Raw genomic sequence first — 17100 nt, 5'->3', positions numbered from 1 at the left:
TCGTTAAACCGCTACCTGGTGATCCTGCAGGCCAGGACTGCTGACGCGGTAGATGCCAATCTCACCTAATAGATTAGGCCATAGCTTGCTGGCCCACCCGTGTCGGTGTTGTTGATCGACGGCAAGCCGATCGATGACCTTGGCTTCACGTTCGCGGCACAGCGCTTCAAAGTCTTCAAAGGTGCAGAAGTGGATGTTCGGCGTGTTGTACCAGGTGTACGGCAAAAACTCCGAAACCGGCATCCGGCCCTTGCTCGCCAGGTACCAGCGGCAGCGCCAGTGACCGAAGTTGGGGAAGGTGATGATGCACTGACGACCGACCCGCAGCATTTCGTCGAGGATCTTGTCCGGGTAATGCACGGCTTGCAGGGCCTGGGTCATCACCACGATGTCGAAACTGTTGCTGGCAAAGTTGCCCAGGCCCTTGTCCAGGTCCTGCTCGATGACGTTGATGCCCTTGGCCACGCATTCGGCGATGTTGTCCGCATCGTTTTCCAGCCCGTAGCCGGTGACTTGCTTGTTATCGCGTAGCCAGGTCAGCAGCTCGCCGTCACCGCAACCGAGGTCGAGCACGCGGCTGCCGGCGGGGATCCATTCCTGGATGATTTCCAGATCGGCTCTCATGTCTTCCTCAAAGCGAAATTCGGTTCATGTAATTGCGAAACGCCTGCAAGTAGCGCGGGATCGGAATCAGGAAGGCGTCGTGGCCTTGCGGAGCATCGATCTCCAGGTAGCAAACGTCTTTCTTGGCCGCCATCAGCGCGTCAACCAGTTCCCGCGAGCGGGCCGGGGAGAAGCGCCAATCGGTGGTGAAGGACATCACGCAGAACTTGGCTTTGGCGTCGGCGAAGGTTTTAGCCAGGTTATCGTCGAAGTTCGCTGCCGGATCGAAATAGTCCAGCGCTTTGGTCATCAGCAGGTAGGTGTTGGCATCAAAACGCCCAGAGAACTCTTCACCCTGATAACGCAGGTAGCTTTCGACCTGGAACTCGACGCTGTGGAAGTCGTAGTTGAGCTTTTCGCTCTTCAGGCCACGGCCAAATTTCTCGCCCATGGAATCGTCTGACAGGTAGGTGATATGCCCGACCATTCGCGCCAGCATCAGCCCGCGCTTGGGGATCACGCCCGCTTCCTGGAACGAGCCACCATGGAAGTCCGGATCGGTGAGGATTGCCTGACGCGCCACTTCGTTGAAGGCGATGTTCTGCGCCGACAGTTTCGGTGCCGAGGCAATGGCCACGCAGTGACGGATGCGATCAGGGTAAGTGATGCTCCACTGCATCGCCTGCATGCCGCCCAGACTGCCGCCGATCACGGCGGCCCACTGGTTGATGCCGATCCGGTCCGCCAGACGCGCCTGGCTGTGAACCCAGTCTTCCACGGTCAGCACCGGGAAGTCGGCACCGAACGGTTTGCCGGTGTCCGGGTTGATACTGCTCGGGCCGGTGGAGCCGTTGCAGCCGCCGAGGTTGTTCAGGCTGACCACAAAGAACTTGTTGGTGTCGATCGGTTTGCCCGGGCCGATACAGCTGTCCCACCAACCGGGTTTCCGGTCTTCGGTACTGTGATAACCGGCAGCGTGATGGTGACCGGACAAGGCATGGCAAATCAGCACGGCGTTGCTCGCCGTGGCGTTCAGCGTGCCGTAGGTTTCATAGATCAGGTCATAGGCTGGCAAAGAGCGACCGCAGGCAAGGGCCAGGGGCTCGCTGAAGCGCGCCACTTGCGGCGTCACCAGACCAACAGAATCGGCGGGAAAGGCAGTTGGCATCGACCCTGCTCTCGTTGAAATGAGGCGTAAGTCTAATGAGCAGGGCCCCCAGCGGCAAGCAAAGGCCGGGCCTGATTTCATGATCGTTCCCACGCTCTGCGTGGGAATGCATCCCGTGACGCTCCGCGTCACATCGAGAGCCGAACGCAGAGCGTCCGTAGAGGCATTCCCACGCGGGAGCGTGGGAACGATCAGGGCTGTGTTAAGTCCGGCAAATCGGGAAGCTTTTTTGGTGCATTGATCCGAACCCGCTTCTGCCGGTTCAGCTCACCGCTGATCAGGCTCACCTGGCTCTTGGACACGCCAAACGCCTTGGCCAGAAACGCCATCAGGTAGGCATTGGCCTTGCCTTCGACCGGCGGGGCGGTTAGACGGATCTTCAGCCGATCGCCATGCAGCCCGCAGAAATCATCGCTACGGGCCGCCGGTTGCAGGTGACAGTCGAGGATCAGATCATCCCCGTCCCAGCGAAAGTAACTCATCAGATGAGCCCGAGCAGCCCCTGCGGCATGAGAGCGAAGTACGCAAGGCGTGGGATCAGCCAGCTTTGCAGCAACTGGATCACGATAAACGCGAAGATCGGCGAGATATCGAGGCCACCCAGGTTCGGCACGATACGGCGGAATGGGGCGAGTACCGGTTCAGTGATCTGCGCGACCAGTTCTGCGCCCGGATTGTGACTCCCCGGGGCGACCCAGGACAGAATCACGCTGATGATCATCGCGTAGAACAGAATATTCAAAAACAGCGAGAAGATGGCGATCAGTGCCCAAGGCACCAGAAGCAGCACGTCGACCAGGAAGCCTTTGAGCGCCAGGATGACGGCTATCAGCAGCATCTGCACGATCAGCGCCAGTACAAGAGACGACATGTCCAGCCCGAACATGCTTGGGATTACCCGGCGCAGAGGCTTGAGTAGCGGTTGAGTGGCTTTCACGATGAACTGGCAGAGCGGGTTGTAAAAGTTTGCCCGAACCAATTGCAGGATAAAACGCAGCAGCACGATCAGCAGGTACAGGCTGCCCAAGGTTTTAATGATGAAAATGGCAGCGTCATTGAGTCCAAGCATTATTGATTCCTTTGTAAGAGCTGATTAGCGACCAAGTTGCTCGGCCATCTCGGCCGAACGGTGTGCCGCGGCGCCGAGTGCTTTTTCGACCAGAGCTTCAAAGCCACCGGCCTGGAAGGTTTTGATCGCGGCTTCGGTGGTGCCGGCTGGCGAGGTCACGCGACGGCGCAGTTCAGCGGCGTCGACGTCACTGGCGACGGCCATGTGCGCGGCGCCCAGCGCGGTTTGCAGGGTCAGCTGGGTGGCGATGTCCCGTGGCAGGCCAAGTTTCTCACCCGCAGCGGTCATGGCTTCGATCAGCAGGAAGAAGTACGCAGGCCCCGAACCGGAAACGGCGGTGACCGCGTCCAGTTGCTGCTCTTCGTTCAGCCACAGGGCGATGCCAACGGCTGACAGCAGTTCTTGGGCCTGCTGACGCTGATCGGCAGTCACTTGGGCCGTGGCATACAGACCGCTGACACCCTGACGCAGCAGCGCAGGTGTGTTGGGCATGCAGCGCACGATCGGCTGAGCGCCGAGCCAGCTGTTCATGCTGGCGCAGGTGATCCCGGCGGCAATCGACACCACCATCTGATTCGCTGCAAGGCTAGGGCGCAGTGCTTCACACACGGCTTTCATCGCCTGGGGTTTGACCGCCAGTACGATCACGTCTGCGCCTTGAATGGCGTCGGCGTTGTCGGCAAACGTTTCGATGCCATGTTCAGCAGTTACCCGTGCGCGGGTTTCAGCGCCAGGATCGCTGGCGCGGATCTGTGCAGCTTCCAGACCTTTGGCACGCAGGCCGCCGATCAGGCTGGCGGCCATGTTTCCGGCACCGATAAAGGCAATTCGTGTCTTGCTCATGTCAGGTCCTTATAGAGAGGTAAGTCAGCCACCTTACGGCTGACCGTAGTCGCGGGCACCAAACAGGGCCGTACCAATACGAACCCAGGTGGCGCCCATCGCGATGGCCGACTCCAGGTCGTGGCTCATGCCCATGGAAAGTGTGTCGAGTGGCAGATTCAGGCTTGCTTGCAGCATTTGTACGGTCGCAAAGGCTGCGTCCTGAGCCGCGCGATCTTCAGTCGGCTCGGGAATTGCCATCAAGCCGCGCAGTTTCAACCGCGGCAGCGCGCTGATGGCGCTGGCCAGTGCTGGCAGGTCGGCCGGGGTGCAACCGGATTTGCTGGCTTCACCGCTGACATTGACCTGAATGCAGATGTTCAAGGGAGGCAGCTCGGCCGGACGTTGTTCGGACAGGCGTTGCGCGATTTTCAAGCGATCCACGGAATGCACCCAAGCGAAGTTCTCGGCGATAGCGCGCGTCTTGTTCGATTGAATGGGGCCGATGAAGTGCCAGATCAAGGGCAGGTCGGCCAACTCGAGCTGTTTGCCCAGGGCCTCCTGCAGATAGTTCTCGCCAAAGTCGTGCACGCCGGCGGCATAGGCTTCACGCACGGCATCGCTGGGCTTGGTCTTGCTCACGGCCAGCAGGCGGACGCTGTGCTCGGCACGTTGCGCGGCTTGTTCCGCTGCGCGGATGCGCGCAGCTACCTGCGCAATGTTGTCTGCTATCGTGGACATTCAATCCCGCCTTAAAAGTGCCTGTGCTCGATCATGCTGCGTTAAAAGTCAACTCAGAATGCTCATTGACTAACGTCAACTCCGCTTCTTCCTCGACTTTTGCCTTGCCTGATCATCGCTCGGCGACTTTTCAGGCCGGGATACTTGCCGCCGGCAGTCTGAGGTTCGCGGCATTCTACTGGAATTGGGGAGTGCTATGGATATCACTGAACTGCTGGCGTTCAGCGCCAAACAAGGGGCTTCCGACTTGCACCTGTCTGCGGGGCTGCCGCCGATGATCCGGGTGGATGGCGATGTGCGGCGAATCAACCTGCCGGCGCTGGATGACAAGCAGGTGCGCGAGCTGATCTACGCGATCATGAACGACAAGCAGCGGGTGGAGTTCGAGCAGGCGCTGGAGACCGACTTTTCCTTCGAGGCGCCAGGTGTGGCGCGCTTTCGGGTCAATGCGTTCAATCAGTATCGCGGTCCGGGCGCGGTGTTCCGGACCATCCCGTCGAAAATCCAGAGTATGGAAGATCTGGGCCTGGGGGATGTGTTTCGCCGTATTGCCGAGGTCTCTCGCGGGCTGGTGCTGGTCACCGGGCCGACAGGTTCCGGCAAGTCGACCACCCAGGCGGCGATGATCGATTACCTGAACAACCACCGGCATCACCATATCCTCACCATCGAAGACCCCATCGAATTCCTCCATGAATCACGCAAATGCCTGATCAATCAGCGTGAAGTGCATCGCGATACGCGCAGTTTCGCTACTGCGTTGCGTTCGGCATTGCGCGAGGATCCGGACGTGATTCTGGTAGGGGAGATGCGTGACCTGGAGACTATCCGCCTGGCGCTGACGGCGGCCGAGACCGGGCATCTGGTCTTCGGCACCTTGCACACCAACTCGGCAGCGAAAACCATTGACCGGGTGGTGGACGTGTTTCCAGGCGATGAGAAGTCGATGGTGCGTTCGATGCTCTCAGAGTCGTTGCAGGCGGTGATTTCCCAAACGCTGATCAAGAAAATCGGTGGTGGCCGGGTGGCGGCCCACGAAATCATGCTTGGCACCTCGGCGATCCGTAACCTGATCCGCGAAGACAAGATTGCGCAGATGTACTCGTCGATACAGACCGGGGCTTCGCTGGGGATGCAGACGCTGGATATGAGCTTGAAGGATTTGGTGAACAAAGGCCTGATCAGTCGCGAGCATGCGCGAGAGAGGGCGCGGTCACCGGATAATTTCTGAGAGGGGATTTGTTGTGCTTATGGATCGTTCCCACGCTCTGCGTGGGAATGCCTCAATGGACGCTCTGCGTCCGCTTCTGGATGTGACGCGGAGCGTCACGGGATGCATTCCCACGCAGGAGCGTGGGAACGATCATCAGGCTGGGATTAGCGCTGAGCGATCCGCAGGGCTTTCGATTCTTTCGTTTCAACCCGTTTGGCAACCACGTAATGGCTTTCCCAGTACGGTTTCTTCAGGGTGTCGATGGTCACCGACTTGCCACGGCGCGGTGCGTGGATGAAGCGGTCGTTGCCCAGGTAAATGGCGACGTGGTTGACCTTGCGGCTCTTGATATTGAAGAAAATCAGGTCGCCCGGCTTCAAGTCCTTGCGATCGACTTTCTGTCCGTGACCGGCGGCCATGGCGTTGGAGGTGCGTGGCAGATCAGCCGCACCAACGCCATTGAAGGCGTATTTCACCAGCCCGCTGCAATCGAAGCCTTTACTTGGGCTACTGCCGCCCCAACGATAAGGAGTGCCGAGCACGTTTACTGCACGACTCAGTACATTGCTGCTTTGTTTGGCTCCCATCGGCGGGACCAGCTTGCTGTCGGCCTTGCTCAGGTGAGTCAGACCTTTGACAGCGTGTTTGTTTTTGCTGGTAGCGGCAGAAACATGAGATTTTGGGGTGTAACCATTAACGTTCGGAAGACGTTGCTCACGATTGGTGGCGTGGGCGGCCAGTGGCATTAATAGGCAAATGGTTAGCCATGTCTTGAAAAATGGACGCATTAGGCAAGGCTCTATGTGGGTAAGCGCGCAACTTTATAACAGCTTTTTTGTCCTTTCCGAGGCCGTTGGTCGATTCAACCCGGGGGTCAACTGCAGCAAAGAAGCGGCAAATGGACTCAATTGTCGGACAGAAGTCAGGTGTTACAAGGCTTTGACGGGGGACAAGGTAGCATTTGCCACACGTCGGGCGCCTGTAAAAAAGTCACAAAGAATTCAAGAATATTTATCTATCGAGGCAAATGAGGGAACCCATGAACACCTATCGTCAGGATGTTTCACACCAGGACACCCACAGCAAGGTGATCGGTTACCTGCTATGGATTTTCGGTTTTACCGGCTCTCACCGCTTCTATTACGGCAAGCCGGTCACCGGAACGATCTGGTTTTTCACCTTCGGGTTGCTGGGCATTGGCTGGTTGATCGACCTGTTCCTGATCCCGGCCATGGACCGTGAAGCGGACCTGCGCTTTACCGCCGGCCCTATCGAGTACAACGTTGCCTGGATTCTGCTGACCTTCCTGGGCGTGTTCGGTCTGCACCGCATGTACCAAGGCAAGTGGCTGACGGGCCTGCTGTACCTGGTGACCGGCGGGTTGTTCTTTCTGGGTGTGCTGTACGACTTCTGGACATTGAATGACCAGATCTCCGTGCGCAACGCGCAGAACCGCTGAATATGTGGCGAGGGGGCTTGCTCCCGTTGGGCTGCGAAGCAGTCCCAAATCAGCAGCCGAGTTCTTTCAGATAGAACCCACTAGCTGGTTTTGCGACTGCTGCGCCCGAGCGCGGACCGGCCGACGGGGGTAAGCCCCCTCTCCACAGGTGACGCGTTTTACGCCTGGTGGCTGATCCGTCCGTCCACCAGGGTATAGCGCACCACGCCCGGCAGGCTATGGCCGAGGAACGGGCAGTTTTCGCCCTTCGACAACCAGTGCTCACCGGCTACGGTGGAAGCGGCTGGGTCGAACACCACCAGATCCGCCGGAGCGCCCACCGCCAGCTTGCCCACTGGCAGGCGCAGGGCATCGGCCGGACCGGAACTCAGGCGTGCCAGCAGCGTCGGCAGGTCGAGCAAACCGTCTTCTACCAGCGTCAGGGCTAGCGGCAGTAGCAGTTCAACGCTGCTGATGCCCGGCTCGGTCGCGCCGAACGGTGCCAGCTTGGCGTCGCGTTCGTGCGGCTGGTGATGGCTGGAGATGGCTTGAACCACCCCCGACTTCACGGCAGCGCGCAGGCCATCGCGGTCAGCGCGGGTGCGCAGCGGTGGCTGGACGTGGTACAGGCTGTTGAAGTCGATCAGCGCTTCGTCGGTGAGGATTAGCTGATACAACGCCACATCGGCTGTCACTTTCATGCCACGGGCCTGAGCCTGAGCGATCAATGCCACGCCACGGGCGCTGGTGAGCTGGCTGAAGTGCGCCCGCACACCGGTTTGTTCGACCAGCAGCAGGTCACGGGCCAGGGCCACGGTTTCAGCGGTTTCGGGAATTCCCGGCAAGCCGAGGAAACTCGCGGTCGGGCCTTCGTGAGCCAGGCCGCCTTCGGCGAGGTCATGATCCTGCGAATGGAAGATTACGGTCAGGTCGAACGTCGCCGCGTATTCCAGCGCCCGGCACAGGGTGCGGGTGTTGCGAAAGCTCTCCAGGCCGTTACCGAATGCAATACAACCGGCATCGCGCAGGGCAATCAGTTCTGCCAGCTGTTCGCCGTCCAGACCTTTGCTCAGGGCGCCAATCGGAAAGACCTTGGCATTCCCGGCCTCGCGGGCGCGGTCGAGGATCAGTTCGGCCACGGCGGAGGTGTCCAGCACCGGTTTGGTCCGTGGCGGGCAGCACAGGCTGGTGACGCCGCCCGCCGCAGCGGCGCGGGTTTCACTGGCAATCGTGCCTTTGCGGCTGTAACCCGGTTCGCGCAGGGCGACGTTCAGGTCGACGAGGCCGGGAGCGACTACCAGGCCTTTTGCCTCGATGGTCTCGACAGCGACGAAACCGACTGGAGCGGCGCCAATGGCGACGATCTTGCAGGCTTCAATGTGAATATCGGTGACTTGATCCAGGCCGCTACTTGGATCGATGACGCGGGCGCCGAGAATGCTGAGCTTCACTGGGCCTTCTCCTGCTCGAATTGGCGCTGGGCAGTCTGCCCGCTCATGGCCATCGACAACACGGCCATACGAATGGCGATCCCGTAGGTCACCTGATTGAGAATCACCGAGTGCGGACCGTCGGCCACCGCCGATTCGATCTCCACGCCACGGTTGATCGGACCTGGGTGCATGACGATGGCATCCGGTTTGGCACCGGCCAGGCGCGCAGTGGTCAGGCCGAACAGACGATAGAACTCGCCCTCGCTCGGCAGCAGGCCGCCGGTCATGCGTTCACGCTGCAGACGCAGCATGATCACCACGTCGACATCCTTCAGGCCTTCGGTCATGTCGGTGTAGACCTTCACGCCGTACTGCTCGATACCGATCGGCAGCAGGGTTTTCGGCGCAATCACGCGGATGTCCGGGCAGCCGAGGGTTTTCAGCGCGAGCATGTTCGAGCGTGCAACCCGCGAGTGCAGGATGTCGCCGACGATGGCGACCGAAAGGTTTTCAAAGCTGCCTTTGTGCCGACGGATGGTCAGCATGTCGAGCATGCCTTGGGTCGGGTGGGCGTGACGACCGTCACCACCGTTGATGATCGCCACCTGTGGGCAAACATGTTCGGCGATGAAGTGCGCGGCGCCAGAGTCGCCGTGACGCACGACGAACATGTCGGCGGCCATGGCTTCAAGGTTGCGCAGGGTGTCGAGCAGGGTTTCGCCCTTGCTCGCCGACGACGTCGATACGTTCAGGGTGATCACGTCCGCCGACAGTCGCTGGGCTGCCAGTTCGAAGGTGGTACGGGTGCGGGTGGAGTTTTCGAAGAACACGTTGCACACGGTCTTGCCGCGCAGCAGCGGGACTTTCTTTACCGCCCGGGCGCCGACTTCAAGGAACGAGTCGGCGGTGTCGAGGATTTCCGTCAGCAGCTCGCGGCGCAGACCGTCGAGCGAGAGGAAGTGGCGCAGCTGGCCCTGATCATTGAGCTGCAGCGGGCGCTTGGTGTCTGGGGGCGTCATCGCAATGGACTCTTTAAAAGGGCGAATTAAAGGGCGAGGTCTTGCAGTTCGAGTTGCAGCGGGTCGGGGCCCGTCAGCTTGACCCGTTCGTGGGCCGCCAGCGACAGGGTGGCACCCACCACGTTCGGGCGGATTGGCAGCTCGCCGGCATCCAGATCGAGCAAGCACACCAGGGTGATGCTGGCCGGGCGGCCGTAATCGAAGAGTTCGTTCATGGCGGCGCGGATCGTCCGACCGCTCATCAGCACGTCGTCGATCAGCACCAGATGCTGGCCTTCGATTTCGAACGGCAGTGCCGAAGGGCGCACCTGCGGGTGCAGGCCGCTCTGGCTGAAGTCGTCGCGGTAGAAGGAAACGTCCAGGGTGCCCAGTGGCGCGTCGCTACCAAGCTCTTCGAGCAAGGCCTGGGCGACCCACACACCACCGGTGCGAATGCCGACGTAGCGCGGTTCGCTGATGCCCCGGTGTTCAAGATGGGCCTTGAGACGGACCGCCATTTGGCTGATCAGTTCGGCGGGATTGGGCAGGCTCATGGTTGCTCCTTCATGGGCCCGAGCACACTGCGTGTACAGTGCGGCTCGGGTTGTAGCGAAGAGAGGCACTGTGGCGCCTCTTCAGGATTCGGCTTTCAGGATTCGAACAGTGCAGTGTTTTCGTCGAGCCAGCCTTGCAGCAGCAGGGCGGCGGCGATGGCGTCGACCGGGTTGTCGCGGTAACTGCCTTTCTGCCCGCCCTGTGCCCGCCGTTCACCTTTGGCTTCAAAGGTGGTCAGGCGTTCATCGTGGGTATAGAAGGGCAGGTTGTAGCGGCCATTCAGGCGGCGGGCGAACTTCTCGGCGCGCAAGCACATGTCACTGGGCGTGCCGTCCATGTTCAGCGGGAGGCCGACCACCACAGCGTCGGGTTTCCATTCCTTGATCAGGGCTTCGACCTGATTCCAGTCAGGAATGCCGTTTTGCGCCTTCAAGGTGCAGAGTTCGCGGGCCTGGCCGGTAATCACCTGGCCGACCGCAACGCCGATCTGTTTGGTGCCGTAGTCAAAACCCAGAATCAGACGCAGGGCCATCAGGCGTGTCCCGCCTGGCTGGTCAGCAGGCTGAGGTTGATGCCCAGGCGCTTGGCGGCCGCTTCCAGACGCAGTTCACTGCTGGTGTTGAACAGGATGTCGGCATCGAACGGGCAGGTCAGCCAGGCGTTGTCGGCCAGCTCGGTCTCCAGTTGCCCGGCTTCCCAGCCGGCGTAACCGAGGGCGATCAGGCTTTTGCTCGGGCCAACGCCATCGGCGATGGCAAACAGCACGTCCTGGGAGGTGGACAGCGCCAGGCCATCCAGTTCGACCGTTGCCTGATACGTCGAGCCGACGGGGTGCAGGACAAAACCACGATCGGTCTGTACCGGGCCGCCAGTGAAAATCGGCACGTGCTGGCACAGTGGCGAGGGTTCGATGTCAGGGCGCAATTGCTCGAGAATGTCCGCCAGGCTCAGGTCTTGCGGGCGGTTGATGATCAACCCCATGGCACCATTGGCCGTGTGCTCGACGATGTAGGTCAAGGTGTGCGCAAAGTTCGGGTCGGCCATGTGAGGCATGGCGATCAGGAAGTGATGCTTGAGGTAGCTGGGGCTGACGTTCTTCATAGGCGCTAGTGTGGCGTTGGAGGGGCAAACTGACAAGCTGGGGATGCGCAGGAAATGCCCTTATTCCAGCTGGCAACCCAGATCAAATGTGGGAGCGAGCTTGCTCGCGATGACAATTTCACATTCAGCATTAATGTCGACTGCAATGCCGCCATCGCGAGCAAGCTCGCTCCCACAGGGGTTCTGTGGTGGTCAATTACTGGAAAGCTTGTCTCCGCGCGCAAACTTCCATGTACGAATGATTTCCAGCCGGTCGATATCCGACAGGTCGCCGGTAAACGGCGCAAACGGTGCGGCCAGGCGGACGATGCGCTGAGCAGCTTGATCCAGCAGCGGCTGGCCGGAGGACTCCAGCACCAGCACCTCATATAGCGAACCATCGTGGTTGATCGAGACCATCAGTCGCAAGTTGCCGTAGATCTGCTTGCGCCGGGCTTCTTCGGGGTAGTTCAAATTGCCGATACGCTCGACCTTCTTGCGCCATTCGTCCTTATACCAGGCACCCTTGTCGCGCATGGTCGAGGCGGCGCTCAGGCGGTGGATACGCGGGCGCTTGGCATACAGCTGTTGTTCGTTGGCCAGTTCCGCTTCCAGGCTGGCGATGTCGCTGGACAGCTGCGAGCTGTCGAACGTCGGTGTCGCGGCCTTGGGCGTCGGCTCGGCCTTGACCTCTTGTTTCTTGGTCGCGGCTTTCTTTGGCGCTGGCGCGATAGTGGTCACGGCGGTTTTCGGCGCGGCTTCCTCTACTTGGGGTTTGACCGACGGCGGGGGCGAGACCTTTTGCACCTTGTTGTCCTGGAATGGTGCGATCTGGGTGGTCTTGGGGATCGCCTTTTTATCCAGAGTGCCGCTGCCTTGCTGGTTTTCCTGAGCGAGAAAATCGGCTTTTGCAGGCTTCTTTTCGCTTTTGAAGGTGGCGAGGGTGATTTCCAGGGTTCTGCTGATCTGCTTGGGTTCGACAAAGGTGAACCCGACGCCCAACAGCAAGGCCAGGTGAATCAGCGCCGCAAGAAACAGGGTAAAACCGAGGCGATCGGCCGGGCGCACGCCACGGTGGGCGAGTTCGGGAGGCAGATCGGACGGAAGTGTCATAACAAGAAAACCAACATCGCGTTTTTCACAGGCCGCGCATGATAACGCAATGTTGGTCGTAACTTGGCTGTTCTATATCAACGCGCTTTAAGCTTCTGATCGATGGCAGCCATCAGCATTTCGCCGATGTTCGTGCCAAAAGCGTTGTCGATCTCGCGAATGCAGGTCGGACTGGTGACATTGATTTCGGTCAGGTGCTCGCCGATTACGTCGAGGCCGACGAACAGCAAGCCCTTTTCACGCAGGGTCGGGCCGACCTGTGCGGCGATCCAGCGGTCCTTGTCGGTCAGCGGGCGTGCTTCGCCACGACCACCGGCAGCCAGGTTGCCACGGGTTTCGCCAGCGGCGGGAATCCGCGCCAGGCAGTAATCCACCGGTTCGCCATCGATCATCAGGATGCGCTTGTCGCCGTCCTTGATCGCCGGCAGGTAACCCTGCGCCATGATTTGCTGCTTGCCGTGCTGGGTCAGGGTTTCGAGGATCACCGAAAGGTTCGGATGACCTTTGGTGTGACGGAAGATCGACGCACCGCCCATGCCGTCCAGCGGCTTGAGAATCACATCGCCATGATGATCGGCGAAATCGCGCAGTACATCGGGACGGCGGCTGACCACGGTCGGCGGCGTGCATTGCGGGAACAGCGTGGCGAACAGTTTTTCATTGCAGTCGCGCAGGCTCTGCGGCTTGTTGACCACCAGTACGCCCGCGCGCTCGGCTTGCTCCAGCAAGTAGGTGGAGTAAACGAATTCCATGTCGAACGGCGGATCCTTGCGCATCAGGATCACGTCCAGATCGCTTAGCAGCGCGTCGGTTTCGGCTTCCAGCTCAAACCACTTTTGCGGATTGGCGAAAACTTTCAAAGGACGCATCCGCGCCCGGGCTTCACCTTCGGCCTGGTACAGATCGCGCTGTTCCATATAGAACAGCGTCCAGCCGCGTGCCTGGGCGGCCAACAGCATGGCCAGCGAACTATCCTTTTTATAGGAAATGCTGGCGATAGGGTCCATGACAATCCCGACGCGAACGCTCATGGGTTTTTCCTCGAAATTTGGGTGGTCGAAGCGACATTAAAAAGTGGCGTCAGAGTGGCGCCCAGTGTGTTCCCGGTCAAGGAAAAACCACCTCGAAGGTTGCTCGATAGATTGGATTTGGAGACTGTGCTAAAAAGACTCCCATGTCGCGCTGGCCCTTGAACATCAAGGGTTTCCAGCCCCCGGTAAGCCGCAAACGACAAATTGATTCGCAAAGGCGACGGTAGAGCAGATATGGAACAGCATTCCAGCGCCTTGAAGGTCATGGTGATCGACGATTCGAAGACGATTCGCCGCACTGCCGAAACGCTGTTGAAAAACGTGGGCTGTGAGGTCATCACGGCCATCGATGGTTTCGATGCCCTGGCCAAGATTGCCGACAATCATCCCGGCATTATCTTTGTCGACATCATGATGCCGCGTCTGGATGGCTATCAGACCTGCGCGTTGATCAAGAACAACAGCGCGTTCAAGTCCACGCCAGTGATTATGCTGTCGTCCAAGGACGGGTTGTTCGACAAGGCCAAGGGGCGCATCGTCGGCTCCGACCAGTTTTTGACCAAACCTTTCAGCAAGGAAGAACTGCTGAGCGCGATCCAGGCCCATGTACCGGGCTTTGCCGTTGTTTCGCCGCAGTAAGACACGCACAGTGACGCTCGGCCAGCGGGCCCGGCGTCTACAAGAATGGGGAAGACCATGGCACGTATTCTGATCGTCGATGATTCGCCGACCGAAATGTACAAACTGACCGGCATGCTGGAAAAGCACGGTTACGAAGTGTTGAAAGCCGAAAACGGCGCAGACGGCGTGGCACTGGCCCGTCAGGAGAAACCCGACGTGGTGCTGATGGACATCGTCATGCCCGGCCTCAACGGTTTCCAGGCCACCCGCCAGCTGACCAAAGACGCTGAGACCAGCCACATCCCGGTGATTATCATCACCACCAAGGATCAGGAAACCGACAAGGTCTGGGGCACTCGCCAGGGTGCCAAGGATTACCTCACCAAACCGGTCGACGAAGAGACCCTGATCAAGACTCTGAACAACGTGCTGGCGGGTTGACGGCCGCCCCATGGCCGAGTCGCTGACTGCCTTCGAGCTGCTGCTGCAGATCGATCAGCGCTGCCGTCTGCTGGCGGCGGACCTGCCTTCGCAGCAAACCCGCAACCACGGCTGGAGCGGGATCGGTTTTCGCCTCGGCGAGCGCTGGTACGTGGCGCCGATGGGCGAAGTCAGCGAGGTGTTGCACGAGCCGCGCTTGACCCAGTTGCCGGGAGTCAAGTCGTGGGTCAGGGGCGTGGCCAACCTGCGCGGACGACTGTTGCCGGTCATGGATCTGTGCGGTTTCCTCGGGATTGAGTTGTCTGCGCTGCGCAAACAGCGGCGCGTACTGGTCGTTGAGTATAAAGAGGTGTTCGTCGGGTTGATGGTCGATGAGGTGCTCGGCATGCAGCACTTCAACCAGGCCAGTTTCGAGCCGGCATCACTGGACGCTCAGGGTGGTCCGGCGGGCCCTTTCATAAAGGGACAGTTCGAACGCGAGCAACGTTGGCAGGTTTTCAGCCCGTTTGCCCTGGCGCAGTCGCCACGATTCATGGATGTGGCCGTTTAACCGGTACGACGCGGATCCCGTGTGGGAGCGAGCCTGCTCGCGATGAACGATAACGCGGTATATCAGCAAGACCGCAGCGCCTGAATCGCGAGCAAGCTCGCTCCCACAGGTTCTTCGGCCAGTCCTGGCAGGGCGTTGGTTAACAGGCGAGGATCGATGATAAAAGCAAATACAGGCAAGGCTACGGAAGGGTCGCGCAGTCGTGCGCAGATCATTGTGCTGTTCATGGCGCTGATCGTGTTCATCGTGTTGCTGTTCGCCAACTTCGCTTACCTCAATACCCAGGCCTCCTACGACAAGCAGTACATTGGTCACGCTGGCGAGCTGCGCGTGCTGTCCCAGCGCATCGCCAAGAACGCCACTGAAGCGGCGGCCGGCAAAGCGGCGGCGTTCAAGCTGCTGAGTGATTCGCGTAACGACTTCGCCCTACGCTGGGGTTACTTGAAGAAAGGTGACCCGACCACCGGTCTGCCACCAGCTCCCCACGCGGTGCACGCCGAAATGCGAGCGGTACAGCTGGACTGGGAGCGCCTGCTGAAAAATACCGACGCGATTCTTTCCAGCGAACAGACTGTGCTGTCGCTGCATCAGGTCGCCGCGACCCTGGCCGAGACCGTGCCGCAGTTGCAGGTCGAGTACGAAAAAGTCGTCGAAATCCTGCTCCAGCGCGGCGCACCTGCTGCTCAGGTCGCCATGGCTCAGCGCCAGTCGTTGCTGGCCGAACGGATCCTGGGCGCGGTCAACACGGTGCTCGTCGGTGACGAAAATGCCCAACAGGCTGCCGACGCCTTTGGCCGTGATGCGGCGCGCTTCGGTCAGGTGCTCAACGGCATGCTCCAGGGCAATCCGTCCCTGAAGATCAGCCAGGTCGAAGACCAGGACGCGCGTGCCCGGCTGACCGAAATTTCCGAGCTGTTCGAATTCGTTTCGGGCTCGGTCGACGAGATCCTCGAAACCTCGCCTGAACTGTTCAAGGTCCGCGAGTCGGCGGGCAACATCTTCAACTTGTCGCAGACCTTGCTCGATGAAGCCTCGCACCTGGCCAACGGCTTCGAAAACATGGTGGGCGGGCGTTCGACCGATGCCATCGGCGGTTACGTGCTGGGCTTGCTGGCGCTGACTTCAATCATTCTGATCGGCCTGGTGATGGTCCGTGAAACCAATCGCCAGTTGCGGGAAACTGCCGAGAAGAACGAACGTAACCAGAACGCGATCATGCGCTTGCTCGACGAAATCGAAGACCTCGCCGATGGCGACCTGACGGTCACGGCATCGGTCACCGAAGACTTTACCGGGACCATCGCCGACTCGATCAATTACTCGGTTGATCAGCTGCGCGATCTGGTCGCGACCATCAACCTGACGGCCGGCCAGGTCGCTGCCGCAGTGCAGGAAACCCAGGCGACCGCGATGCACCTGGCCCAGGCCTCGGAGCATCAGGCCCAGCAGATTTCCGAAGCCTCGACGGCGATCAACGAAATGGCCCAGTCGATCGATCAGGTCTCGGCCAATGCTGCCGAGTCGTCCGCTGTTGCCGAGCGCTCGGTGGAGATCGCCAACAAGGGCAACGAGGTGGTGCACAACACCATTCACGGCATGGACAATATCCGTGAGCAGATTCAGGACACGGCCAAGCGGATCAAGCGTCTGGGCGAGTCTTCCCAGGAAATCGGTGACATCGTCAGCCTGATCGACGACATTGCCGACCAGACCAATATTCTTGCGCTAAACGCAGCGATCCAGGCCTCCATGGCCGGTGATGCCGGGCGCGGTTTTGCGGTGGTTGCCGATGAAGTCCAGCGTCTGGCGGAGCGTTCGTCGGCGGCCACCCGGCAAATTGAAACTCTGGTGCGGGCGATCCAGACTGACACCAATGAAGCGGTGATTTCCATGGAGCAGACCACCACCGAAGTGGTGCGTGGCGCGCGACTGGCGCAGGATGCGGGGGTGGCCCTGGAAGAAATCGAAGGCGTGTCGAAAACGCTCGCAGCGTTGATCCAGAGTATTTCCAACGCGGCGCAGCAACAGACATCTTCGGCGGGTCAGATATCCTTGACGATGAACGTGATCCAGCAGATCACCACGCAGACCTCGTCGGGCTCCACGGCCACCGCCGAGAGCATCGGCAACCTGGCGAAGATGGCCAGCCAACTGCGGCGTTCGGTGTCTGGTTTCACCTTGCCGGCGGTGCCTGAGCGCAGCGCCGACAAGGCTTGAACGATGC

Annotated in this window: 20 protein-coding genes; 6 read left to right on the top strand and 14 right to left on the bottom strand. The window is 60.0% G+C overall.

Annotated elements, in window-relative coordinates:
• Nucleotides 1-3: 3 nt before the first annotated feature.
• From metW to BK658_RS05060, 6 genes are all read right to left on the bottom strand, one after another.
• Nucleotides 4-624 carry a methionine biosynthesis protein MetW gene (gene metW / locus BK658_RS05085; protein ID WP_071552963.1) on the bottom strand — a complete coding sequence of 207 codons (621 nt, stop codon included), beginning with the start codon at nt 622-624 and terminating at the stop codon, nt 4-6.
• A 7-nt stretch (nt 625-631) separates the two neighbouring features.
• Nucleotides 632-1771 carry a homoserine O-succinyltransferase MetX gene (metX, locus tag BK658_RS05080; RefSeq protein ID WP_123581334.1) on the bottom strand — a complete coding sequence of 380 codons (1140 nt, stop codon included), beginning with the start codon at nt 1769-1771 and terminating at the stop codon, nt 632-634.
• A 191-nt stretch (nt 1772-1962) separates the two neighbouring features.
• Nucleotides 1963-2253 carry a DUF167 domain-containing protein gene (locus BK658_RS05075; RefSeq protein WP_123581333.1) on the bottom strand — a complete coding sequence of 97 codons (291 nt, stop codon included), beginning with the start codon at nt 2251-2253 and terminating at the stop codon, nt 1963-1965.
• A complete protein-coding gene (locus BK658_RS05070; protein WP_123581332.1) occupies nt 2253-2840 on the bottom strand; it encodes a YggT family protein in 588 nt (195 codons plus the stop codon). The genes BK658_RS05075 and BK658_RS05070 overlap by 1 nt, the downstream gene beginning before the upstream one ends.
• Nucleotides 2841-2864: 24 nt before the next feature.
• Nucleotides 2865-3683, bottom strand: coding sequence for a pyrroline-5-carboxylate reductase (gene proC / locus BK658_RS05065; RefSeq protein ID WP_123581331.1), 819 nt, complete (start codon nt 3681-3683; stop codon nt 2865-2867).
• Between the two features lie 33 nt (nt 3684-3716).
• Nucleotides 3717-4403, bottom strand: coding sequence for a YggS family pyridoxal phosphate-dependent enzyme (locus tag BK658_RS05060; RefSeq protein ID WP_123581330.1), 687 nt, complete (start codon nt 4401-4403; stop codon nt 3717-3719).
• A 196-nt stretch (nt 4404-4599) separates the two neighbouring features.
• Here BK658_RS05060 and BK658_RS05055 point away from each other — a divergent pair, with 196 nt between their 5' ends.
• Nucleotides 4600-5634: a type IV pilus twitching motility protein PilT gene (locus tag BK658_RS05055; protein ID WP_123581329.1), complete on the top strand. Its 1035-nt coding sequence runs from the start codon at nt 4600-4602 to the stop codon at nt 5632-5634.
• Nucleotides 5635-5780: 146 nt separating this feature from the next.
• Here the strand turns inward: BK658_RS05055 and BK658_RS05050 are convergent, their stop codons facing one another.
• Nucleotides 5781-6404, bottom strand: a complete 624-nt coding sequence (locus BK658_RS05050; RefSeq protein ID WP_123581328.1) for a C40 family peptidase — start codon at nt 6402-6404, stop codon at nt 5781-5783.
• 251 nt (nt 6405-6655) lie between these two features.
• Between BK658_RS05050 and BK658_RS05045 the strand changes: the two genes are divergently transcribed.
• Nucleotides 6656-7075 (top strand): NINE protein, encoded by a 420-nt coding sequence (locus tag BK658_RS05045; RefSeq protein WP_123581327.1) that lies wholly within the window; start codon nt 6656-6658, stop codon nt 7073-7075.
• Nucleotides 7076-7233: 158 nt separating this feature from the next.
• Here BK658_RS05045 and BK658_RS05040 read toward each other — a convergent pair whose 3' ends face one another.
• The 7 genes from BK658_RS05040 to gshB all read right to left on the bottom strand — a co-directional run bounded on the left by BK658_RS05040 (nt 7234) and on the right by gshB (nt 13264).
• Entirely contained in the window at nt 7234-8505 is a 1272-nt protein-coding gene (locus BK658_RS05040) for a dihydroorotase (RefSeq protein ID WP_123581326.1), read from the bottom strand.
• Nucleotides 8502-9506 carry an aspartate carbamoyltransferase catalytic subunit gene (locus BK658_RS05035; protein ID WP_123581325.1) on the bottom strand — a complete coding sequence of 335 codons (1005 nt, stop codon included), beginning with the start codon at nt 9504-9506 and terminating at the stop codon, nt 8502-8504. Before BK658_RS05035 ends, BK658_RS05040 begins: the two co-directional genes overlap by 4 nt.
• A 26-nt stretch (nt 9507-9532) precedes the next feature.
• Nucleotides 9533-10039, bottom strand: a complete 507-nt coding sequence (gene pyrR, locus BK658_RS05030) for a bifunctional pyr operon transcriptional regulator/uracil phosphoribosyltransferase PyrR (RefSeq protein ID WP_123581324.1) — start codon at nt 10037-10039, stop codon at nt 9533-9535.
• A 95-nt stretch (nt 10040-10134) separates the two neighbouring features.
• The gene (gene ruvX / locus BK658_RS05025; RefSeq protein ID WP_054594455.1) at nt 10135-10572 is read right to left on the bottom strand and encodes a Holliday junction resolvase RuvX; all 438 of its coding nucleotides are present in this window, start codon (nt 10570-10572) and stop codon (nt 10135-10137) included.
• Nucleotides 10572-11141: a YqgE/AlgH family protein gene (locus BK658_RS05020; protein ID WP_123581323.1), complete on the bottom strand. Its 570-nt coding sequence runs from the start codon at nt 11139-11141 to the stop codon at nt 10572-10574. Before BK658_RS05020 ends, ruvX begins: the two co-directional genes overlap by 1 nt.
• A gap of 192 nt (nt 11142-11333) precedes the next feature.
• On the bottom strand, nt 11334-12233 hold the full coding sequence (locus BK658_RS05010; RefSeq protein ID WP_123581322.1) for an energy transducer TonB: 900 nt from the start codon (nt 12231-12233) through the stop codon (nt 11334-11336).
• Between the two features lie 77 nt (nt 12234-12310).
• Nucleotides 12311-13264 carry a glutathione synthase gene (gene gshB / locus BK658_RS05005; RefSeq protein WP_123581321.1) on the bottom strand — a complete coding sequence of 318 codons (954 nt, stop codon included), beginning with the start codon at nt 13262-13264 and terminating at the stop codon, nt 12311-12313.
• Between the two features lie 234 nt (nt 13265-13498).
• On the opposite strand from gshB, the gene pilG reads away from it, so the two are divergent.
• The 4 genes from pilG (at nt 13499) to BK658_RS04985 (ending at nt 17093) form a co-directional block, all read left to right on the top strand.
• Nucleotides 13499-13903 carry a twitching motility response regulator PilG gene (gene pilG / locus BK658_RS05000; RefSeq protein ID WP_103316754.1) on the top strand — a complete coding sequence of 135 codons (405 nt, stop codon included), beginning with the start codon at nt 13499-13501 and terminating at the stop codon, nt 13901-13903.
• Between the two features lie 57 nt (nt 13904-13960).
• Nucleotides 13961-14326, top strand: a complete 366-nt coding sequence (gene pilH, locus BK658_RS04995) for a twitching motility response regulator PilH (protein WP_123581320.1) — start codon at nt 13961-13963, stop codon at nt 14324-14326.
• Nucleotides 14327-14336: 10 nt separating this feature from the next.
• Nucleotides 14337-14876, top strand: coding sequence for a chemotaxis protein CheW (locus BK658_RS04990; RefSeq protein ID WP_123581319.1), 540 nt, complete (start codon nt 14337-14339; stop codon nt 14874-14876).
• A 156-nt stretch (nt 14877-15032) separates the two neighbouring features.
• Entirely contained in the window at nt 15033-17093 is a 2061-nt protein-coding gene (locus tag BK658_RS04985; RefSeq protein ID WP_123581318.1) for a methyl-accepting chemotaxis protein, read from the top strand.
• The last annotated feature ends 7 nt before the right edge of the window (nt 17094-17100 follow it).

It is taken from the genome of Pseudomonas brassicacearum (assembly GCF_003732175.1).
GTDB classification, from domain to species: domain Bacteria; phylum Pseudomonadota; class Gammaproteobacteria; order Pseudomonadales; family Pseudomonadaceae; genus Aquipseudomonas; species Aquipseudomonas brassicacearum_G.
The sequence above is the reverse complement of the archived record's forward strand: the minus strand, read 5'-3'. Positions and strand labels throughout refer to the sequence as shown.